Genomic DNA, 20,893 nt, shown 5'->3' on the forward strand with positions numbered 1-20,893 from the left:
GGGCCGGTGGACCATCCACCGGCCCCTTTTTCGTGCAAGTCTTTCGCACTGCACAAAATTTCCTGCGCCGTTGCATAATTGCACCAGTGTTGGTGTGGCGTAAAATTTCGACATATTATACAATAAAATCAATGTGATAGATTGGTGTTTCGGGCTGTTTTTCAGTGTCTTGCCAGAACGTCCGCCCAATTGTGACAGTCCCGCACCTGCATTGTAACATAATTGCAATCATAGCATCACAGGGGCGTCGCCAGTGGCCGCCAGATGCGGCGCCGGCTCGAAGAGCAAAATGGTTATGGCGCCGTGGGGCGCACTCTTGAAAAAGGGACAAGGGTCAATGAAGCAGTTTCTCAAGTGCAGCGCCGCGATTCTCGCCGTCGCTGCCCCGGCTGTCGCTTTCGCGCAGTCGACCGGTTCGGACGATTTCGATTCGATCATCGTGACGGGCGCCGTCGTCAACCAGGGCGTTGGCGGCGTGAAGATCCCGGACTCGCCCAAGGCGAAGGTCGTTCTGGGCCAGGAAATCATCCAGGCACAGCGTCCTGGCCAGTCGGTCAACGAAATCATCAACTTGGTGCCGGGCGTCAGCTTCACCAACAACGATCCCTGGGGTTCGTCGGGCGGCAGCTTCACCATCCGCGGCTTCAGCTCGGACCGTATCTCGCAGACCTTTGACGGTATCCCGCTCAATGACTCGGGCAACTATGCGATCTACACCAACCAGCAGGTTGACGCCGAACTGATCGAGAACATCAACGTCAACCTGGGTTCGACCGACGTCGACAGCCCGACCGCCGCTGCGGTTGGTGGCACCGTCAACATCAAGACCCTTGAGCCGAGCGACGATTATGGCGTTCTGGCCAGCGTCAGCTACGGCAACATCGTCGCCGACGGTGCGGGCGATCGTCCCTATTTCCGCATGTTCGGCGTGGTGAACACCGGTGACCTCACCGGTCACGGCACCAAGGCCTGGATCTCGGCTTCGCGCATTCGCAACGACGCCGCCTTCGCCAATTATGGCAAGGTGTCGAAGCAGCAGTATAACGCCAAGATTTGGCAGGATATCGGCAGCAACGGCGACTTCATCTCGGTCGCTGCCCATTATAACCAGAACCGCAACAACTTCGGTGGTTCGCCCTTCCGCGCCAGCGCCTTCACCGGCGACAAGAGCGATCGTTTCTACGACATCGCCGGCGGCTATCCCTGCCAGGTCAGCCAGACCAGCACCCCCAACGCTTGCGGCACCGATTTCGAGCGTCGTTTCAACCCTTCGAACACCGGTAACGTCCGTGCGAACTCGAAGTTCACCCTGGCTGAGCGTCTGACCCTGTCGGTCGACGGCGCCTATCAGTGGGTGAAGGCCAATGGCGGCGGCACCACCAGCGCCAACGAAACCTTCTTCACGGATTCGACCGGCTTCACCGGCACCGGCAACTATGGCGGCAGCTTCTATTTCGGTCGTGACCTGAACGGCGACGGTGTGCTGGGTCGCGTGACCCTGCTCCAGCCGAGCCAGACCAACACCCGTCGCTGGGTCGGCATCGCCAACCTCGCTTACGAGATCAGCGATGGTCAGCGCGTCCGTCTGTCGTACAGCTATGACCGTGCCCGTCACCGCCAGACCGGCTATGCCGGCTTCCTGGATCAGGGCGGCACGCCGTTCGACGTGTTCCCGATCAACGATCCGGTCCTTGATGCTGCCGGCAACGCCCTGCAGAAGCGTGACCGTAAGTCGATCGCCGAACTGAACCAGATCGCCGGTGAATATCGCGGCCAGTTCTTCGAGGACAAGCTGTCGGTACTGATCGGTGGCCGTCTGCCCTTCTTCAAGCGCGAACTGAACCAGTATTGCTTCACCACCAGCTCGGGTGGTTTTGTGAACTGCGTGCCGGAAGACCAGCAGGCCGACTACATCGCGACCCACCCTTACAGCTTCAACGAGACGACTGGCCGTGCGACCGGTTCGGCTCTGCCGCAGGCGCGCAAGCTGAAGTATGACAAGTTCCTGCCGAACGTCGGCGCGACCTTCAAGATCACGCCGGAAATCAGCATCGCGGGCAGCTATGCCAAGAACCTTTCGGTGCCCAGCACCGATGCGCTCTACAACGCGTTCATCTTCCCGGTTGATAGCGACTCCGCTTATCGCGCGCCGGAAACCTCGGATAGCTTCGACGCCAGCCTCCGCTACACCTCGTCGAAGGTGCAGGCTGCTGTCACCGGCTGGTACTCGAAGTACAAGAACCGTCTGGTCACTGCCTATGACATCGACGGCAACGGCACCGACACCAACCTGGGTCCGGTGAAGAAATATGGCGTCGACGCCAATATTTCCTACAGCCCGATCAAGGAAATCACCGCCTATCTGTTCGGTTCCTACATCAAGTCGGAAATCCAGAACGACGCCGTGACCGGCAGCTGCGCCGCGACTAGCGACATCGCTCTGGCGGGCCTGTGCTATGTGCAGGATGGCGTTGCCTATCTCCGCACCTCGGGCAAGCGTGAACGCAGCGCGCCGAAATATCTGTTCGGTGGCCGTCTGCAGGGCAATCTGGGTGACTTCACCCTGGGCGTCCAGGCGAAGAAGACCAGCTCGCGCTATCTGAACGACATCAACGGTGAAATTCAGAGCGTAACGCTCACCGATGGCACCAGCAAGATGATCTTCCCCGGTGCGAAGTTCGGTGCCTACACCGTTGTCGACCTCGACCTGCGCTACTCGCTGGCCAGCGTCGGCATGGAGAAGGGCGCGATCCAGCTGAACGTCAGCAACCTGTTCGACAAATATTATGTCGGCTCGTTCAGCGGCGGTCTGGATACGCTCGCCAGCTCGTCCTCGGCCTTCGTGAACTTCGGTTCGCCGCGCGCGATCAGCGCTTCGCTGATCATCGGCTTCTAAGTCAGACGCCGACAGGCAAAAAGGAAGGGAGGTGCGGAGCGATCCGCGCCTCCCTTTTTCATGTCCTATTCGCCGCCGCTCGATTATGCTTGGGGTATGGCAGTGTGCGCTTTCCGATAGGATCAGGGCAGCGCAATAAAATGTCGAAATGTGCGGGAAATATGGGAAGTTAAGCGCCCGATTTCCTATTTTCGGGCGCTTGGCCGCTGTCTCAGTTCAGGCAGTCGTCCAGCCCGTCGCGCTGCACCACCGGGATGCGGGCGGAGATGCTGTTGCCATAGCGGCGGGTGAAGCCATGCGGGTCGATCGCCTCGCGCTTCTTGGGTAGCGGCAAGACCGCCGCCAGCCGCGCCGCCTCCGCCCGGCTCAGCTTGCCCGCACCATGGCCGAAATAGCGGATCGACCCGGCCTGCACGCCATAGGTGCCGATGCCGGTCTCCGCGACGTTCAGATAGACTTCCATGATCCGCCGCTTGCCCCAGATCGCCTCGATCAGCACGGTGAACCAGGCTTCGAAGCCCTTGCGGACGAAACCGCCACCCTGCCACAGGAAGACATTCTTCGCGGTCTGCTGGCTGATCGTGGAGCCGCCGCGAATGCGCCCGCCGCTGGCATTGTGGCGCATCGCCTGGGCAATTGCGACCGCGTCGAAGCCGTGATGGCTGCAGAAGCGGCTATCCTCCGCCGCGATCGCCGCGCGCGGCATGTCCGGATCGATCGCGTCCAGCCGCTTCCATTCCTTGGTGATGCCATTGGGGTCGAGCAGCATGGTGATCGTCACCGGCGGCGGCACGAAGCGATAGATGACCACGGTGCCCACCGACAGGCCGACAAAGCCGATGGCGACCTTGAGGGGGATGCTGATCCAGCGGGAGCGACGTTTCTGGGTGGAGGCAGGCTTGGGCGCGGCTTTGGCTTTTTTCATGGCCGCAAACTAGCGCCCCTGCGCGCCGCCGTCATCGATTCCTTCAGGCTGTCGCCAGGCTCGGCGTGCGGCCCCGGTTGATCAGCAACACCAGCGCCGCACCGATCAGGCACAGCACCCCCGCCGCGATGAAGGCGGGCATATAGCTTTGCCAGGCGGTGCGCGACAGGCCGCCGGCCAGCGCGGCGCTCGCCGCGCCCAGTTGATGCCCGGCAAAGATCCAGCCGAACACGATATTCGCCTTCTCCGGGCCGAAGCGCTGCGCCGTCAGCTTCACCGTCGGCGGCACCGTCGCCACCCAGTCGAGGCCATAGAAGATGGCGAACAGCGACAGGCTGTAGATCGAGAAGTCGCTGAACGGCAGGTAGAGGAGGGACAGGCCGCGCAGCCCATAATAGAAAAAGAGCAGCCAGCGATTGTCATAGCGATCGCTGAGCCAGCCCGATGCCAGCGTGCCGGCAAAGTCGAACAGCCCCATCATCGCCAGCATCGACGCAGCGCCCACCGCCGCCAGCCCATAATCCCCACACAGCGAGATGAAATGGGTCTGGACCAGGCCATTGGTGCTGGCGCCGCAGATGTAGAAGGAGAAGAAGAGGATCCAGAAGGTCGGCACCTTCGCCACGTCGCGCAGCACGATCAGCGGCGTCGCCAGCAGCGCGCCCAGGCTGGCCGGTTGGGCAGGCACGGGCTGGATCGCTTGCTCGCCATAGGGGGCAAGGTTCAGGTCCGACGGCCGGTCGCGCATAAGCAGCATGACCGCGACGGCCGCGACCAGGATTGCGCCGCACACCAGCAGCATCGCCGCGCGCCAGCCATAGCTGCCGGTCATGCTGGCCAGCAGCGGCAGGAAGGCGAGCTGACCGGTCGCGGTGCTGGCCGACAGCAGCCCCATCACCAGCCCGCGCCGCTCGCTGAACCAGCGGGTGGCGACCGTCGCGCCCAGCACCATGGCGGTGAGGCCTGTGCCGACGCCGATCACCACGCCCCAGAGAAGGACGAGCTGCCACAATTGCGTCATGCCAAGCGACAGCAGCAGGCCGCCAATGACGATCGACAGCGAAATCAGCATCATCCGCCGCACGCCGAAGCGGTTCATGAAGGCGGCGGCAAACGGCCCCATGCCGCCGAACAGCAGGAAACGGATCGCCAGTGCGCCTGAAATATCCGCCGCGCTCCAGCCAAATTCCTTTTGCAGGGGGACGATGAACACGCCCGGCGCGCCGACCGCGCCGGCCACCACCAGCATGGTGAGGAAAGTCGTGCCCGCGACCGCCCAGCCATAATGGACATTGCGCGCGGCCAGGCGGCGGGCGAACATGGTGGACAGCATCGACTTCCCCTTGGATTGGCCCTTGGACTGGCCCCTGAACTGCTTCTTGAGCCGGAAAACGGACTGGCGTTAAATGATAGGTATCATATATAAGGTCAAGAGGCCAATTGGAGATGCAGGATCATGAAAGTCAGCCGTGAACAGGCCGAGCGCAATCGCGAGAAGGTGGTGGATGCGGCGTCGCGCCTGTTTCGTGCCCGTGGTGTGGAGGGCGTCGGCATTGGTGAGGTGATGCGCGAATGCGGCCTTACTCATGGCGGTTTCTACAATCAGTTCGAATCGAAGGAGGCGCTGGCGGCCGAAGCCTGCGCCACGTCGCTTGCGCGGGGCGCGGCCAAGTGGCGTCGTCTGTCGGCCGAGGATGGGCCGGATGCGATCACCGCCGATTATCTGAGCGCCCGTAACCGCGACGCGCCCGAAACCGGCTGCGCCCTGATTGCGCTTGGCCCGGACGCCGCGCGCAAGGGCGGGCCGCTCGCCACCGCCTTTCGCGAAGGGTTTGAGGATCTGACCGCCGCGTTGCAAAATGCCGGTATCGCCGATCGCGACGCGGCGCTCGCCCGCATGGCCCAGCTGGTCGGCACGATGGTGCTGGCGCGCGCGGTGGACGATCCTGCGCTGTCGGAGGAATTGCTGGCGGCCAATCGCCGCGCCCTGGGTGTCGAGGCATGAGCGGCAGCGCCCAGTGGCGACCGATGGGGCAGGGGGATGTAGACGCAGCGGCGGCCATTTCCGACCGGGTCCATGGCGCCTATACGGAGAAGCCGGCCATCTATGCCGAACGGCTGCGCCTCTATCCGGCGGGTTGCTTCCTGCTGGAGGGGGACGGGCAGGTGCTGGGCTACCTCGTCACCCATCCCTGGGCCGGCGACCGGCCGCCGGCGCTCGACCAGTTGATGGGCAGGCTGCCAGACGCGGCCGACCGCTATTATCTCCACGACCTGGCGCTGCTGCCCGAAGCGCGCGGCACCGGCGCTGCTGCGGCCGCCGTGGACCTGGCCGTGGCACAGGCGCGCGCCGCCGGCTTCGACCGCATCACCCTGACCGCCGTGAACGGCGCGGATGCCTTCTGGCGCCGACAGGGTTTCGTCGACGCGCCGGTCGCCGCCGACAGTTATGGCGCGGACAGCGTCTCAATGGTGCGAATGCTCTAAGACGAAAAAAAAAGCCCCGGATCGCTCCGGGGCTTCTTCTTTGCCTGTATCGCCGGATCAGGCCGCGGCGAAGCGTGCCATCTTTTCCAGCTTGCCGCCGGCGATGCGCATCATCGCCTTCTGCAGCTTCTCGAAGGCGCGAACCTCGATCTGGCGGACGCGCTCGCGCGACACGCCATAGACCTGGCTCAGTTCCTCAAGGGTCTTGGGCTCCTCCGCCAAGCGACGCTCGGCCAGGATATGCTTTTCGCGATCGTTGAGGTCGGTCATCGCCTCGACCAGCATCTCGTGACGCTGGGTGCGTTCCTGCTCCTCGGCGACGCGTTCGTCCTGCAGCGGATCGGTGTCCTGCAGCCAATCCTGCCACTGGCCATCGCCATCCTCGCGCATCGGAACGTTGAGCGAGGTATCGCCGCCCATCGCCATGCGACGGTTCATCGACACCACGTCATCTTCCGACACGCCCAGATCGGTCGCGATCTTGGTCACGTCCTCGGGGCGCAGATCGCCATCCTCGAACGCCTCGATGTTATTCTTCATCCGGCGCAGGTTGAAGAACAGCTTCTTCTGCGACGCGGTAGTGCCCATCTTGACCAGGCTCCAGCTGCGCAGGATGAATTCCTGGATCGACGCGCGGATCCACCACATGGCGTAGGTCGCCAAGCGGAAGCCACGGCCGGCCTCGAACTTCTTCACGCCCTGCATCAGGCCGATATTGCCTTCGCTGATCAGTTCGCTGACCGGCAGGCCGTAGCCGCGATAGCCCATGGCGATCTTCGCCACGAGACGCAGGTGAGAGGTGACGAGCTGGGCCGCCGCCTCGGGATCCTGATGTTCCTCGTAGCGCTTCGCGAGCATATATTCCTGCTCAGGGGTCAGCAGCGGAAACTTGCGAATTTCCGACAGATAGCGGTTGAGGCTGGCTTCACCGCCCAGCGCCGGAACCGCGGGGACATTGCTCCGATTGGCCATGTCACAATTCCTTCCCTTTACATGCGCGCCAGGCGGACCCGAAAGTGGCATCCGCTGGCCGCGCAAACTTGTCAGAACCTATACGTGAAGCTCGCTTAACAGTTCCTGCATATCTGCAGGCAGGGGACTGTCGAAAGCCAGGGGTTCCTCCGTCACAGGATGTATGAACCCCAGCCGTTTCGCGTGCAATGCCTGCCTTTTGAAACCCAGCGTTTCCAGTATTGATTTGAAACCTTTTCTGTCTCTACCGTAAACCGGGTCACCGATCAAGGGGTGACCCAGATGCGCCATATGCACGCGAACCTGATGGGTGCGGCCGGTTTCCAGCCGGCATTCCACCATCGCCGCGCCGCGCAGGCGCTCCATCACGCGGTAATGGGTGACGGCATGTTTGCCGCGCCCTTCCCGATGAACCGCCATCTTCTTTCGATCAGCGTCGGACCGCACGATCCAGGCATCGACCGTGCCGGACCCCGGCGTTGGAATGCCATAGACGATCGCGGCATAGAGCCGGTCGATACTGTGATCCTTGAACTGCCGGGCCAGGCCCTCATGGGCCTTGTCCGACTTAGCAACGACCATCAGGCCGGAAGTATCCTTGTCGATGCGATGAACGATGCCGGGACGCGCCACGCCGCCAATGCCGGATAACTGACCATCGCAATGGTGCAGCAGCGCATTGACCAGCGTGCCGTCCAGATTGCCGGCCGCCGGGTGAACCACCAGGCCCGCAGGCTTGTCGACCACGATCAGGTCGGCATCCTCATGCACGATATCGAGCGGAATATCCTGCGCCACGGCGTCGAGCGCGACCGGCGCCGGCAGGGTGATGCTGTAATCCTGCCCCACTGCCACCTTCATCGACGGGTTGAGCGATCGACCGCCCGAGACGATCTGTCCCTCGACGATCAACGCCTTGATCCGCTCGCGCGACAGGTCGGGCAGCAGTTCGGCCAGTGCGCGATCGAGGCGCAAACCCGCCTGGGCTTCGCCTATCGTCGTTTCAATGATGGAAACCCCCGGAACCATTGCCTAGGGATGTAGGAATGAAGGCCGAAATTTCAAGGGTGCTGCTGGAACAAATCATGGCCTTGGCCGCGGCCGAGCCGGGGGAGGTCTGTGGCCTGCTGCTGGGGCAGGGCGCGCGCATCGACGCGATCCTGCCAGCAGCCAATGTCGCGCCTGACCCGGCCCGTCATTTCGAACTGGCTCCGTCGACGTTGCTGGCCGCGCACCGGGCGGCGCGCCGCGGCGGGCCGGCGGTGCTTGGCCATTATCATTCCCACCCATCGGGCGTGCCGATTCCGTCGGAAACGGACCGCGCCTGCGCCGCGCCCGACGGCGCCTTGTGGCTGATCGTCGGCGGGGGAGCGGTGCGCGCATGGGTGGCCCGGCCGGACGGGGAGGGGGGCGTGGCCTTCGTGGAGGCGTTGCTCGACATAAGGTGATGCAAAGGGGGTGAGCCGGGCTTGCATCATCGGCTGGGGAAGCCTAGCCGGGAAGGTGTCTTTTCCCGTAAATCCGGCGGCCTCCATCTCCATGACCCATCCGATCGACAGTATCGAATTTGCCAGCCTTCTCTGCTCGCGCCTCTGCCATGACCTGCTGAGCCCCGTCGGGGCGCTCAACAATGGCCTCGAACTGATGGCTGACGAAACCGACCCGGACATGCGCCAGCGCTGCCTGGACCTGCTGGCCGACAGTGCCCGCACCTCGGCCAACAAGCTGAAATTCTTCCGCCTGGCCTTCGGTTCGGCGGGCGGTTTCGGTGATGCGGTGCCGCCGCATGAGGCGAAGGTCGCGATCGAGGGCATGTTCGCCTCGGGGCGGGTGAAGCTTGGCTGGCTGGTCGAGGAACAGATGCTGGCCAAGCTCGCGGTCAAGGTGCTGCTCAATCTCGCGCTGATCGCTGGCGATGCGCTGGTGCGCGGCGGGCAACTCGACATCGGCGCGGAGAAGCGGCCCGGCGTGACCGAGATCGTGGTGCGGGGCGAAGGGCCCAAGGTCATTCTCGATCCCGAACTGCGCGCTGCGCTGGCGGGAACCTTGCCGGCCGGTGGCCTGGCGTCGCGCACGGCGGCGGCCTGGATGGTGCGCGCGCTGGTGATGGAGGCTGGCGGCGAGATCGTGCTGTCGCCGCCGGGCGATTCGGTGCTGCTGTTCGGCGCCGCCATCCCCGACCGCGCAGAATAATTCGGGCTGGAATGAATCAGGGCAGCAGGGCGCGCAGGGCTGCGTCGTCCTGTCCCTCCAGTTCCAGCAACGCGGCATAGGGATCGCCCGTCAGGCCGAGCAGCGCGGCAAAGGCGGGCTCGGTCTTCAGGCCGCGATGGCGCAAGGCCATGATCGCCTGCGCCAAAGCAGGACCGCTCAGATCGAGCAGGCGCCGCTCGACGCAGAAATGGCGCCAGCCATGTTGCTGCGCGACCGGCAAGGCCTGGCCGAAAATTTCGAATGGCCAGTCCCACGCGCGGAAGCGGACGATCATGGCATCAAGGTTGGGGCGCGCATGAACCGCAAAATCGGGGCGATCGCCGAAATGCTTGGTCAGCAAGGCGGCAAAGGCATCGAAATCCCGCACCTCGCAGACGATATCGATGTCGCTGTCTGGCAGGTCGAGGCCAAGCGGCGGCGTGCCCGCAACATGCGGATCATAGGGCGCCAATAACCTCAGGACGTCGGTGCGTTGCAGCGCGACCTGATGCGCGACGCGGCTCATTTAGCCTCCATCTCCTCTGCGATCGCCGCAATCAGGTCTGCCGCCGGCAAGACACGGGCGAGGGGCGCGCCTTGGCCGGCCCATTGCGCGCCATAGCCGCCTTCGCCCTGGATCTTGGCGGCCGCGTTGAGCGCCTTCCCGGCGGCATAGGCGCGTGGATAGTCGGGGACGTCGTTACCATTTTCAGCGCCCCATTGGGTGAAGCGATTGGCAAGGCAGCGGGCCGGGCGGCCGGAAATGGCGCGGGTCATGACCGTGTGCTGGGCGGCCGGGCTGGCAAGCGCGGCGCGATAGGCGGCGTCGGCGCTGCTTTCCGGGCAGGCGATGAACGCCGTGCCCAGCTGTGCCGCGATAGCGCCCAGGTCGAATGCTGCGCGCACGCCCCGTCCGTCCATGATGCCGCCGGCCGCGATCACCGGCAGGCCGGCCTTCGCCACCAGCAGGCGGGTCAGCGCGAAAGTGCCGAGCATCGCATCGGGCGTATCGGGATCGAACATGCCGCGATGGCCGCCGGCTTCAAATCCCTGCGCCACCAGAACGTCGATGCCAGCGGTGCGGGCGGCGACCGCCTCGTTCAAATTGGTGACGGATGCGAGCAGCAGGCAGCCCGCCTGCTTGAGCGCCGCGATCTGCGCCGCGTCGGGCAGCCCGAAATGGAAGCTGACCACGCGCGGCCGCGCTTCGACCAGCAGGTCGAGCATAGCCGGGTCTTCGGCAAAGCTGCGATAGATGGTCTCAAGGCCGGTGGGCGGCGCCGCATCCTGCGCGGCAAAGAGCGGTGCCAGCGCCGCCAGCCACGCCTGCTCCTCGGCCGGGCGAACGCGGGGCGGCGCATGGGCGAACAGATTGACGTTGAACGGCCGGTCAGTGAGCGCGCGCGTCGCCACAATCATGGCGCGCGCACCCGCCGCATCGGTTGCGCCCACGGCGATCGATCCCAGCGCCCCGGCATTGCTGACGGCCGCGGCCATCGCCGGCGTCGATACGCCTGCCATCGGCGCCTGGATCAGGGGAAAGGAAAGGCCTAGCGCGTCGATCGGGTTCATGCAGTCCATGTGGGCGGTGGCGATCGATCCTGCAACAGCCGGATCAGACGTCGTCAGTGCCCACCGGGCCGCCTTCGCCTTCCATGCGGTTGATCGCGCGCACGTCGCGTGCGGTGAATTTCAGCCGAACACCAGCGCCCTGTTCGCCATCCTCCGGCAGGAAGACGGCGCCACCCTGTTCCAGTATCAGGCGCAGTCGTGCCTTGGCATCGTCACCCGGATCGGCGCGCCCGGCTTCGAAATCGGCCAGCATCGGGGTATCGATCCCTGCAAGGCGAGCGACATGATCACGCGGCCATTCCACCAGGGCGCGGGCAGCGCGGGCAAGCTTTCCGCTGATCTGCAAGGTGAGTCTCCCTTCGTTGATGCGTGGCGCGCGAATAGAACAGCACGCCGGCCGCGCCGCAACGGAAAAGGCCCGGCCGCTTGCGCGACCGGGCCCGTCCTCCAGCAACCTGTGAAAGGATCAGGCGCTGTAATACATGTCGAATTCGACCGGCGAGGGCGCCATTTCCCAACGATACACCTCGGGCCACTTCAGTTCGATATAGGCATCGATCTGGTCCTTGGTGAACACGTCGCCCTTGAGCAGGAACTCATAGTCGGCTTCGAGGCTGTTGAGCGCTTCGCGGAGCGAGCCGCAGACGGTCGGCACCTGGCTCAGCTCTTCGGGCGGCAGGTCATAGAGGTTCTTGTCCATCGCGGCGCCCGGATGGATCTTGTTCTCGATGCCGTCGAGACCGGCCATCAGCAGCGCGGCGTAGCAGAGATAGGGGTTGGCCATCGCGTCGGGGAAGCGGAATTCCACGCGCTTCGCCTTGGCACCGGCGCCGTAGGGAATACGGCAGGAGGCCGAACGGTTGCGGGCCGAATAGGCCAGCAGAACCGGGGCTTCGAAGCCCGGCACCAGGCGCTTGTAGCTGTTGGTGGTCGGGTTGGTGAAGGCGTTGAGGGCCTTGGCGTGCTTGATGACGCCGCCGATGAAGTAGAGGCAGGTGTCGGACAGGCCGGCATAGCCTTCGCCCGCGAAGAGCGGCTTGCCGCCTTCCCAGATCGACATGTGGGTGTGCATGCCCGAACCATTGTCCTGCGCGATCGGCTTGGGCATGAAGGTCGCAGTCTTGCCATAGGCCTGGGCGACCATCTGCACGACATACTTGTAGATCTGCATGCGGTCGGCGGTCTGGACCAGCGTACCGAAGGTCAGGCCCAGTTCGTGCTGCGCGGCGGCGACTTCATGGTGATGCTTGTCGCAGGGCAGGCCCATTTCGAGCATGGTCGACACCATTTCGGCGCGGATGTCGGTGCAGGGATCGACCGGCGCGACGGGGAAATAGCCGCCCTTGGCGCGCGGACGGTGACCCAGGTTGCCGCCTTCATATTCCTTGCCGGTGTTGGTCGGCAGTTCGATGTCGTCGATCTTGTAGTAGCTCTGCGAGTAATCATTCTCGAAGCGCACATCGTCGAACATGAAGAATTCGGCTTCCGGGCCGACATAGATGGTGTCGCCGAAACCGGCCGACTTGACGAACGCCTCGGCGCGCTTGGCGCACGAACGCGGGTCACGGGCATAGAGCTCGCCGGTGTCGGGCTCGACGATGTCGCAGAAGATGATCAGCATCGGGGTCGCGCTGAACGGATCGACATAGACGGCGTCCAGGTCGGGCTTCAGGATCATGTCCGACTCGTTGATCGCCTTCCAGCCTTCGATCGACGAACCGTCGAACATCAGGCCCTGGGTCAGTTCATCTTCGCCGAGGACCGAAGACACCATGGTCAGGTGCTGCCACTTGCCCTTGGGATCGGTGAAACGGACATCGACCCACTCGATTTCCTTTTCCTCGATCATCTTCAGGATGTCTTTTGGCGTGTTGGCCATGTGCAGTTGCCCTTCTCTATGGATACCCCCCCGAAGGGGTCGTTGAAGCCTGTGTCCGCCGGACCCCTGTCCGCCGGCTAGAACCTGTTGAAAATCAGATGGCGTCGCTGTCGCGTTCGCCGGTGCGGATGCGCACCGCGCCCTCGATGGCGGAAATGAAGATCTTGCCGTCGCCGATGCGGCCGGTCTGGGCGGCGCTGCAGATCGCTTCGACGACCCGGTCGGCCAGCGCGTCGTCGACGACGACCTCCAGCTTCACCTTGGGCAGGAAGTCGACGACATATTCGGCGCCGCGATACAGTTCGGTATGGCCCTTCTGGCGGCCGAAGCCCTTCGCCTCGGTGACGGTGATGCCGGACACACCCACTTCGTGCAGCGCTTCCTTCACCTCGTCCAGCTTGAACGGCTTGATGATCGCCTCGATCTTCTTCATCACTTAATCCCAACCCATGACGCACGAACGGACGCGGGTTGGCCCCGCATCCTTCAACCTTCAAGCGACGATCATCATGCCCCCCGAGGCAAGCGCCGTCTCCCTTAACAATCAATTACCGTGCCAAGTGGCGAATCGCTAGGCCTGCTTTCGGCGATGCAGCAATCTTTGTCCATATTGCCCGGATTCCGGGCAATATCATGTCATTCTGCCTGTTTTTTGGGCAGTGGTTGAACGATCCATCATGCAAAAGGCCCGCCCCGTCGATGCCAGTCGGTCATGATCCCGATGGCATGAACGGAGCGGGCCTTTGGGACCGCCATGGGCAGGCAGAAATCAGCGCGCGTAGGGCGGGCAGTCGAGGCCGGTCGGGCTCTTGGTAAAGATCTCGCAGCCGGTTTCGGTGATGCCGATGCTATGTTCGAACTGGGCCGACAGGGTGCGGTCGCGCGTCACTGCCGTCCAGCCATCGTCCAGCATCTTCACGCCGGGCTTGCCGATATTGATCATCGGCTCGATCGTGAAGAACATGCCGGGCTTCAATTCGGGACCGGTGCCGGGGCGGCCGACATGGACCACTTCCGGGCTGTCATGGAAGACGCGGCCCAGGCCATGGCCACAGAAATCGCGGACCACGCCGTAACGATGCTTTTCGGCATGGCGCTGGATGACATGGCCGATGTCGCCCAGATGATTGCCGGGCTTGGCCTGCTCGATGCCCAGCATCAGGCATTCATAGGTGATCTCGACCAGCCGCTTCGCCTTGATCGGGGCGTCGCCGGCGATGAACATGCGGCTGGTGTCGCCGTGCCAGCCATCGACCAGCGGGGTGACGTCGATATTGAGAATATCGCCGTCCTTGAGCTTATAGTCGCCCGGAATGCCATGGCAGATGACATTGTTGAGCGAGATGCAGCAGCTGTGCGTATAGCCGCGATAGCCCAGGGTCGCGGGCACGCCGCCGCCGTCCAACGTCATGCGGCGGACGATGTCGTCCAGTTCGCCGGTGGTCACGCCCGGCACCACATGGGGCACCAGCGCGTCGAGGATCTCGGCGGCCAGCCGGCCGGCCTTGCGCATGCCGTCGAAACCGGCCGCGTCATAGAGCTTGATCGCGGTCGAGCGGGAAACCGGCGCGTCGGCCGTCATCGTCATATATTCGGTCATGTGGTTGATATAGACCCTGCGATCCGGCATTGCGAGTGTCTTCGCTCAGCCCCGCGGTCGCTATCAGGAAAAGAGAAACGGACATGGTGATGGAAGGCGGATGCGCCTGTGGTGAGGTGCGCTATCGGGTCGATGCCGACCCCATCTTCGTCAACAACTGCCATTGCAGCCTGTGTCAGCGGCAGAGCGGCGCGGCCTCCGCGGTCAACGCCTTTGTCGAGGTCGATCATCTTCATCTCCTGTCGGGACAATTGAGCGAACATGTCGTGCCGACCGGTAGCGGCAAGACCCAGGTGATCGTGCGCTGCGCCAATTGCGGCACGGCGGTCTGGAGCTTCTATCCCCGTCTCGGCCGGGCGGGGGCGGCGATCCGGGTCGGCACGCTGGACGATCGCGCGGCGATCCGGCCCGATGCCGCGATCTTCGTCGCCGACCGGTCGGACTGGACCGCCTTGCCCGCCGACGTGCCGGTCTTCGAGGCCAGCTACAAGCCGGCGGACGTCCTGCCGCCCGATCGGCTGGCCCGGCTGATGGCGCTTGCCGCCCGTGCGGAGCCGCTGGCATGAGCGACCGTATCTGGACCGCCGCCGTGATCGTGATCGGCGATGAAATCCTGTCCGGCCGCATCCAGGACAAGAATGTCGCGCAGATCGCCACCTGGCTCAATGTCCAGGGCATCCGCCTGCGCGAGGTGCGGGTGGTGCCCGACGTGCAGGACGCGATCGTCGAGGCGGTCAACATATTGCGTGCCCGCAACGACTATCTCTTCACCACCGGCGGCATCGGCCCGACCCATGACGACATCACGGTCGATGCGATCGCGGCGGCGCTGGGCGTCGGCGTCGAGATCCATCCGGAGGCGCGGGCGATATTGGAGCGCTATTATGTCACGCGTGGGGGCCTTACCGACGCGCGGCTGCGCATGGCGCGGGTGCCGGCGGGCGCCGACCTCATCGAAAACCGGATGTCGGGCGCGCCGGGCATTCGCCACGGCAATATCTTCATCATGGCCGGGGTGCCGCACATCACCGCCGGTATGCTCGAAAGTCTGACCGGCACGCTGGAAGGCGGCTTGCCGGTCCTGTCGGCGACGATCGGCTGCTGGGTCGCGGAAAGCGAGATTGCCGACCTGCTCGGCGCCACCGAGCGTGCTCATGACGGCGTCCAGATCGGCAGCTACCCCTTCTTCCGTGAAGGCCGCACCGGCGCCAATTTCGTGATCCGCTCGACCGACCAGGTGGTGCTGGATGCGTGCGTCACGGACCTCAGTGCCGCGTTGATGGAGGGGGGCTGGCCCCCGGTGTCGGGCGGCATCTAGCCAAGAAACATTCGTTGCGGTGACAAGAAAGGCTGGCGGCGGTACAGCGCAGTTCCACTTCTAAAAGAGAATTCTGCATGCTTACCGCGCGAACCTACAGTGTCACGATAGCGCGCAACTGGCGCGAGCTTTACGAAGCGATCTGGCAGCCGGAGATATTCCCGAAATGGGCATCGGGCCTGACCGAGGCCGATCTGCGCAGGGGCGGCACCGGATGGATTGCCGACGGTCCCGATGGGCCGATCGTCGTTCGCTTCACGCCGCACAATGAATTTGGCGTGATGGACCATTTCGTCGAGACCGGTGATGGGCGGGAGGTTCATGTCCCGCTGCGCGTCATTGAGAATGGGGATGGGGCAGAGGTGATGCTGACGCTTTTTCGCCAGCCCGGTATGAGCGACGAGGATTTCGCGCGCGACGCCAAGTGGATTACCCGCGATCTGCGCGCGCTGCGCGATTATGCAAAGACGCTGGGCTAAGGGCTGATGTCGATCCCAGCCAGGCGGCTCAGCTTTCGGGCCGTGTCCAGATCCAGCTGCCGCCGATCAGCGCTGCGGCCAGCGGGATCAGATACCAGGGGAAGGGGGAGAAGATCAGCGCCAGGATCGCGCTGAAGGCGAAGGCGCCGAGCGCGGCCTTCTTGCCCTTGCGGCTGATCGCGCCGCGTTCGCGCCAGCGGCGGATATGCGGACCGAAATGCTTGTGATCCAGCAGCTTTGCCTCCAGGTCCGGGCTGGAGCGGGCAAAGCAATAGGCGGCGAGGATCATGAACGGCACGGTCGGCAGCAGCGGCAGGAAGGCGCCCAGCGTGCCCAATCCGATCGAGAGGAAGCCGGCAATGAGATAGAGATGGCGCCGCACCCGTCGATCCCGTCTGGAATGGGCCGATGCGGCCCGGTCTATCCTGTCTATGCTATTGATTTGCAGGAACGCAATTGTCTTTCGTCTGGCGCCTTTTGTCAGGCGGCCGGCAGGCGCAGCCGGACCAGCAGCCCGCCCAGATCCTCGCTTTCCTCCAGCGCCACCGACCCGCCATAGATTTCGGCGACGTCGCGGACGATGGCGAGGCCAAGGCCCGTGCCGGGCTTGCCCGAATCGAGGCGCACGCCGCGATCGAAGATGCGCACGCGGTCGGCCTCGGGGATGCCCATGCCGTCATCCTCAACCATGATCTCAACCATCGCGCCAACCCGGCTGACCGTCGCGAACACGCTGCCGCCGCCATATTTGGCGGCATTCTCGACCAGATTGCCCAGCATTTCGTCCAGATCCTGCCGCTCGACGCGGACCGCCGCATGCTTGTCGCCGTCCATGTCGACCCGCGCATCCTGATAGAGATGGCGCACCGCGCGCTCGACCGCCTCCAGGCTGGCCCAGACCTCGGCCCGGCTCTGCGCCGCGCCGCGCCGGCCGACGGCGCGGGCGCGGGCGAGGTGATGGTCGACCTGGCGCCGCATCGTCGTCGCCTCGCGCACGACCGTTTCGCCCAGGTCCGCCGCATTGGCGGTCGCTGCGTTCATGATGACGGTCAGCGGGGTCTTGAGCGCATGGGCGAGGTTGCCGGCATGGGTGCGCGCTTCCTCCGCCTGCCGCTCATTATGGGCAAGCAGCGCGTTCAGTTCCTCGACCATCGGCAGCACTTCGGCGGGCATGGGTTCGGTCACCCGGCTCTTGTCGCCATCGCGCATCTTGATGATTTCCAGCCGCACCTTGCGCAGCGGCCGAAGGCCATAGATGGTCTGCAAGGTAGCGAGCACGATCAGGCCCAGCGCCAGCAGCGCGAAGCTCTTGAACAGGGTCGATCGCAGCGTCTTGATCTGGCCATCAAGGCCTTGGCGGGCCTGCGCCACCATGAACATCCAGCGCGCGTCGGAACCGGGCAGGATGACGCTGCGCTCCATGACGCGCAGGTCCTCGCCGGGAAACTGCTTGCTGTCATAGACATGGAAATTGCGGTCGGCATGGTCGCCCGGCACCTTGAGCGCCCGGTCCCACAGCGATCGCGACCGCCAATCCTCATGCCCCTTGGCACTGATCTGGTAATAGAGGCCGCTATTGGGTTCCAGGAAGCGCTGGTCGGCCAGTTCGCGGTTGAACAGCACTTCGCCGTCCGGGCCGATCTCGGCCGCCGCAATCATCGCGGTCAGCACATAATTCATGCCGTCGTCGAAATTGCGCGTCACCGCGTCCGACAGCACCCGGTCGAGCGCGACGCCGCCGCCCAGCAGCAGCACGCTGATCCACAGCGCGGCAATGCCGATCATGCGGCGGCTGATCGACCCGGTGGACCGGACGGGGGAGGGCGACGGGCTGGCCATGCGAAATGATCCTACACCCGTTCACTGCATACGCAGCCGAGAAACATGGCCGATGGGACGGACCTATTTGCCTGTCGACTTCGCCCGCAGCGAACGGAAGCGGATGGGGCGGGGATCAGCGCCCCGGCTCGTCCAGGCTGTAGCCAAGGCCGCGGATGGTGGTGATGACGTCGGCGCCGAGTTTCTTGCGGATGCGCGTCACGAACACCTCGATCGTGTTGGAATCACGGTCGAAATCCTGGTCGTAAATATGCTCGATCAGCTCGGTGCGGCTGACCACCTTGCCCTTGTGGTGGAGCAGATAGGACAGGAGCTTATATTCCTGCGCCGTCAGCTTCACCGGATCGCCCTTGAGCGTCACCTTGCCCGAACGGGTGTCGAGGCGGACGTCGCCGGCGATCAGTTCGCTCGACGCGTTGCCGCTGGCACGGCGGATGAGCGCGCGCAGGCGGGCGATCAGTTCCTCGCTCTGGAAGGGCTTGGCCAGATAATCGTCGGCGCCGGCATCGAGGCCGGCGACCTTGTCGGACCAGCTGTCCCGCGCGGTCAGCACCAGCACCGGGAAGCTGCGCCCTTCCTTGCGCCAGCGATCAAGCACGGTCAGGCCGCCGATCGTCGGCAGGCCAAGGTCCAGGACCACGGCGTCATAATTTTCGGTCGAGCCCAGGAAATGGCCATCCTCGCCATCGGTGGCGAGATCGACGGCATAGCCGGCACCTTCCAGCGTGTTCCTGAGCTGCTGGCCCAGACTCGGTTCATCCTCGACGATCAGCAGGCGCATAAGGTTCCGTTTCTTGTTATCGACGCAATGGGTTTGGCCGGCACGCGGTCAGCGTGCCCAGCCGATGATATCGCCTGTCCGGCCGTCGGCATCAACCCACATCACCTTGCCGTCCTTCACATATTTCAGGCGATAGCGATTGGTGGAAGGGTTGAACTCGCTGCCGACATAGGTGGCGCCGCCCACCTGGGCGTCGACCCGGCGCTTGATCATCGAAAAGGGCATGACCTGACCGTCCAGCATCGCGCGACGCGCGGCATCCTGCTCGTCACGGCGGCCACCGGCTTCGGCGACCGGTGTCATCAGGGACAGGGCCAGTAGGGTGCCCAGTCCGGCAGTCAGGCTTTTGGCGATCATTGTCATGGGCATGGCATACGCGAAGCGCATTGAACAGGTGGTGAATGACCGGTCATTCCGCGCTGGAAAGGAGCGGCCGGGCGAATTAGGCTTGCCAGCCATGCAGATGGAAGATGACAGGCCCGTAGCCGATGCGCCCTTGTGGCGTTCCGTTCCGCGCTGGTGGCGCAGCCATGTGATCCGCGGGATCGAGCATCAGGCGGTGCTCGAAAGGGTCCGGGCCGATGATGGCTGGACCCCGTCCTACGCCTTCATGATCCTGATGTCGGCGGGCATTGCGGTGCTGGGCCTGCTGCTCTCCTCGCCGGCCGTGGTGATCGGCGCGATGCTGATCTCGCCGCTGATGGGGCCGATCGTCGGGCTGGGCTTTGGCCTAGCCATGACCGATGCGCGTGAAATCCGACGGACGATCGTCGCGCTGGCGGGCGGGGCGCTGGTGGCGATTGCGTTCACCGCCTTCATCGTCCTGCTGTCGCCGTTGCAGACGGTGACCAGTGAAATCGCCGCCCGCACCCGGCCCAATCTGTTCGACCTGATGGTCGCGCTCTTTTCCGCGCTGGCCGGCGCCTATGCGATGATTCGCGGCAAGGCCGGCACGATCGTCGGCGTCGCGATCGCCACCGCGCTGATGCCGCCGCTGGCAACGGTGGGCTTTGGCCTGGCGACGCTTAACGCAACAGTCGCGGGCGGTGCCTTCCTGCTCTTCTTCACCAATTTCGTGACGATCGCGCTGGCTGCGGCGATCATGGCGCGCCTCTATGGCTTTGGCCGGCGGCTGTCGCCCAGCCAGAGCTGGCTGCAGATGGTTTTCATAGGCGCTATCTTCCTGGCGCTGGCAGTGCCGCTCGGCCTGTCGCTCGGCCAGATCGCCTGGGAGGCGCGGGCCGCCCGCGATGCCCGCGACGTCATCCGCCGCGAATTTCCAGATGGCGCCCGGATCGCCCAGCTCGACCTGGATTTCGCCGCCAGGCCGCTTGCCGTGACCGCCAGCGTCCTCACCAGCCATTATGAGCGCGACGCGTCCGCGCGGGCCGGCCATATTCTGGGCGACATGCTGGGCAAGCCGGTGTCGTTGGATATCGAACAGATCCGGGTGGGTGAGGGGACGGATGCCGACAATGCCCAGTTGCTCGCCGCCCAGACCGCGCGGCGTGAGGTGCAGGGGCAGATCGATCGCCTGACCGACCGGCTGGCGCTGGTCGCCGGTGTCAATCCCGATGCGGTGACGGTGGATACCGCGCGCAAACGGGCGGTGGTGCGGGCGCGGGCTTTGCCGGATGCGGGCCTTGGCGCCTATTGGGCGCTGGAGCGGCGGGCGGCGGCGGCAACGCCGGGCTGGGCGATAGAGATTACGCCGCCGACCCTGCCGCTGCCGTCGCTCGCGCTGGATGATGAAGGGGCCGTGACGGACAAGGATCGGCTGGCGCTTGTGCTGTGGGCGGCGCAGCGCACCGGCCTGCCGATTGACCTGTCGATCAAGGGGGACGGGCATGAGGGGCTGCTCAAGCCCTTTGCCGATCGCGGCATCGACGCGCGGCTGGTCAAAGGCGCCAGCGCGGACCTTGCGGTGCCGCACTGGCGCGTCGAGGAATGAC

23 protein-coding genes are annotated in these 20,893 nt (G+C 64.4%); 9 read left to right on the forward strand and 14 right to left on the reverse strand.

The features are described 5' to 3' along the window. The first annotated feature begins 337 nt into the window (after positions 1–337). Entirely contained in the window at positions 338–2,896 is a 2,559-nt protein-coding gene (locus tag VHN57_RS05585; RefSeq protein ID WP_278985606.1) for a TonB-dependent receptor, read from the forward strand. Positions 2,897–3,107: 211 nt separating this feature from the next. Here the strand turns inward: VHN57_RS05585 and mtgA are convergent, their stop codons facing one another. Next, positions 3,108–3,821 carry a monofunctional biosynthetic peptidoglycan transglycosylase gene (gene mtgA / locus VHN57_RS05590; protein WP_125986769.1) on the reverse strand — a complete coding sequence of 238 codons (714 nt, stop codon included), beginning with the start codon at positions 3,819–3,821 and terminating at the stop codon, positions 3,108–3,110. Positions 3,822–3,864: 43 nt separating this feature from the next. Next, positions 3,865–5,154, reverse strand: coding sequence for an MFS transporter (locus VHN57_RS05595; RefSeq protein ID WP_278985605.1), 1,290 nt, complete (start codon positions 5,152–5,154; stop codon positions 3,865–3,867). Positions 5,155–5,277: 123 nt separating this feature from the next. Between VHN57_RS05595 and VHN57_RS05600 the strand changes: the two genes are divergently transcribed. Both VHN57_RS05600 and VHN57_RS05605 read left to right on the forward strand, forming a co-directional pair. Further along, on the forward strand, positions 5,278–5,826 hold the full coding sequence (locus VHN57_RS05600) for a TetR/AcrR family transcriptional regulator (protein ID WP_004207559.1): 549 nt from the start codon (positions 5,278–5,280) through the stop codon (positions 5,824–5,826). Beyond that, positions 5,823–6,308 (forward strand): GNAT family N-acetyltransferase, encoded by a 486-nt coding sequence (locus VHN57_RS05605; RefSeq protein WP_278985604.1) that lies wholly within the window; start codon positions 5,823–5,825, stop codon positions 6,306–6,308. The genes VHN57_RS05600 and VHN57_RS05605 overlap by 4 nt, the downstream gene beginning before the upstream one ends. Before the next feature lie 57 nt (positions 6,309–6,365). Here the strand turns inward: VHN57_RS05605 and rpoH are convergent, their stop codons facing one another. Then, complete coding sequence (gene rpoH / locus VHN57_RS05610) at positions 6,366–7,280, reverse strand: RNA polymerase sigma factor RpoH (protein ID WP_423283059.1); 915 nt, start codon at positions 7,278–7,280, stop codon at positions 6,366–6,368. A 78-nt stretch (positions 7,281–7,358) separates the two neighbouring features. After that, positions 7,359–8,309 carry an RluA family pseudouridine synthase gene (locus VHN57_RS05615; RefSeq protein WP_278985603.1) on the reverse strand — a complete coding sequence of 317 codons (951 nt, stop codon included), beginning with the start codon at positions 8,307–8,309 and terminating at the stop codon, positions 7,359–7,361. Between the two features lie 17 nt (positions 8,310–8,326). Here VHN57_RS05615 and VHN57_RS05620 point away from each other — a divergent pair, with 17 nt between their 5' ends. Together VHN57_RS05620 and VHN57_RS05625 are read left to right on the forward strand one after the other, a co-directional pair. After that, positions 8,327–8,728: a M67 family metallopeptidase gene (locus VHN57_RS05620; protein ID WP_278985602.1), complete on the forward strand. Its 402-nt coding sequence runs from the start codon at positions 8,327–8,329 to the stop codon at positions 8,726–8,728. 91 nt (positions 8,729–8,819) lie between these two features. Continuing rightward, positions 8,820–9,473, forward strand: coding sequence for a histidine phosphotransferase family protein (locus tag VHN57_RS05625; protein WP_423283062.1), 654 nt, complete (start codon positions 8,820–8,822; stop codon positions 9,471–9,473). Positions 9,474–9,489: 16 nt separating this feature from the next. On the opposite strand, the gene VHN57_RS05630 is transcribed toward VHN57_RS05625, so the two are convergent. The 6 genes from VHN57_RS05630 to map all read right to left on the reverse strand — a co-directional run bounded on the left by VHN57_RS05630 (position 9,490) and on the right by map (position 14,524). Then, entirely contained in the window at positions 9,490–9,999 is a 510-nt protein-coding gene (locus VHN57_RS05630) for a DUF4269 domain-containing protein (protein ID WP_278985601.1), read from the reverse strand. Then, positions 9,996–11,045 carry an NAD(P)H-dependent flavin oxidoreductase gene (locus tag VHN57_RS05635; RefSeq protein ID WP_278985600.1) on the reverse strand — a complete coding sequence of 350 codons (1,050 nt, stop codon included), beginning with the start codon at positions 11,043–11,045 and terminating at the stop codon, positions 9,996–9,998. Before VHN57_RS05635 ends, VHN57_RS05630 begins: the two co-directional genes overlap by 4 nt. A gap of 43 nt (positions 11,046–11,088) precedes the next feature. Further along, positions 11,089–11,391 (reverse strand): helix-turn-helix domain-containing protein, encoded by a 303-nt coding sequence (locus VHN57_RS05640; RefSeq protein ID WP_037511645.1) that lies wholly within the window; start codon positions 11,389–11,391, stop codon positions 11,089–11,091. 120 nt (positions 11,392–11,511) lie between these two features. Then, a complete protein-coding gene (gene glnA, locus VHN57_RS05645) occupies positions 11,512–12,924 on the reverse strand; it encodes a type I glutamate--ammonia ligase (RefSeq protein ID WP_004207550.1) in 1,413 nt (470 codons plus the stop codon). A gap of 94 nt (positions 12,925–13,018) precedes the next feature. Beyond that, entirely contained in the window at positions 13,019–13,357 is a 339-nt protein-coding gene (locus tag VHN57_RS05650) for a P-II family nitrogen regulator (protein ID WP_004207549.1), read from the reverse strand. 336 nt (positions 13,358–13,693) lie between these two features. Further along, positions 13,694–14,524 carry a type I methionyl aminopeptidase gene (gene map, locus VHN57_RS05655; RefSeq protein WP_010336065.1) on the reverse strand — a complete coding sequence of 277 codons (831 nt, stop codon included), beginning with the start codon at positions 14,522–14,524 and terminating at the stop codon, positions 13,694–13,696. A gap of 83 nt (positions 14,525–14,607) precedes the next feature. On the opposite strand from map, the gene VHN57_RS05660 reads away from it, so the two are divergent. The 3 genes from VHN57_RS05660 (at position 14,608) to VHN57_RS05670 (ending at position 16,321) form a co-directional block, all read left to right on the forward strand. Continuing rightward, complete coding sequence (locus VHN57_RS05660; protein WP_010336066.1) at positions 14,608–15,090, forward strand: GFA family protein; 483 nt, start codon at positions 14,608–14,610, stop codon at positions 15,088–15,090. Beyond that, positions 15,087–15,842, forward strand: a complete 756-nt coding sequence (locus VHN57_RS05665) for a competence/damage-inducible protein A (protein WP_278985599.1) — start codon at positions 15,087–15,089, stop codon at positions 15,840–15,842. Before VHN57_RS05660 ends, VHN57_RS05665 begins: the two co-directional genes overlap by 4 nt. A 77-nt stretch (positions 15,843–15,919) precedes the next feature. Further along, entirely contained in the window at positions 15,920–16,321 is a 402-nt protein-coding gene (locus VHN57_RS05670) for a polyketide cyclase (RefSeq protein WP_125998488.1), read from the forward strand. Positions 16,322–16,349: 28 nt separating this feature from the next. Here VHN57_RS05670 and VHN57_RS05675 read toward each other — a convergent pair whose 3' ends face one another. The 4 genes from VHN57_RS05675 to VHN57_RS05690 form a co-directional block, all read right to left on the reverse strand. Continuing rightward, the gene (locus VHN57_RS05675; RefSeq protein ID WP_125998487.1) at positions 16,350–16,703 is read right to left on the reverse strand and encodes a YbaN family protein; all 354 of its coding nucleotides are present in this window, start codon (positions 16,701–16,703) and stop codon (positions 16,350–16,352) included. Between the two features lie 98 nt (positions 16,704–16,801). Beyond that, positions 16,802–18,106, reverse strand: coding sequence for a sensor histidine kinase (locus VHN57_RS05680; RefSeq protein WP_125998558.1), 1,305 nt, complete (start codon positions 18,104–18,106; stop codon positions 16,802–16,804). A gap of 169 nt (positions 18,107–18,275) precedes the next feature. Beyond that, complete coding sequence (locus VHN57_RS05685; RefSeq protein WP_423283066.1) at positions 18,276–18,941, reverse strand: response regulator transcription factor; 666 nt, start codon at positions 18,939–18,941, stop codon at positions 18,276–18,278. Between the two features lie 48 nt (positions 18,942–18,989). Beyond that, positions 18,990–19,328, reverse strand: a complete 339-nt coding sequence (locus VHN57_RS05690; protein ID WP_278985597.1) for a hypothetical protein — start codon at positions 19,326–19,328, stop codon at positions 18,990–18,992. 70 nt (positions 19,329–19,398) lie between these two features. On the opposite strand from VHN57_RS05690, the gene VHN57_RS05695 reads away from it, so the two are divergent. Next, positions 19,399–20,892 carry a DUF389 domain-containing protein gene (locus VHN57_RS05695; protein WP_278985596.1) on the forward strand — a complete coding sequence of 498 codons (1,494 nt, stop codon included), beginning with the start codon at positions 19,399–19,401 and terminating at the stop codon, positions 20,890–20,892. Position 20,893: the final 1 nt, after the last annotated feature.

Origin of the sequence: Sphingobium salicis subsp. salicis, assembly GCF_049472635.1 — a bacterium.
Lineage (GTDB): Bacteria > Pseudomonadota > Alphaproteobacteria > Sphingomonadales > Sphingomonadaceae > Sphingobium > Sphingobium yanoikuyae_A.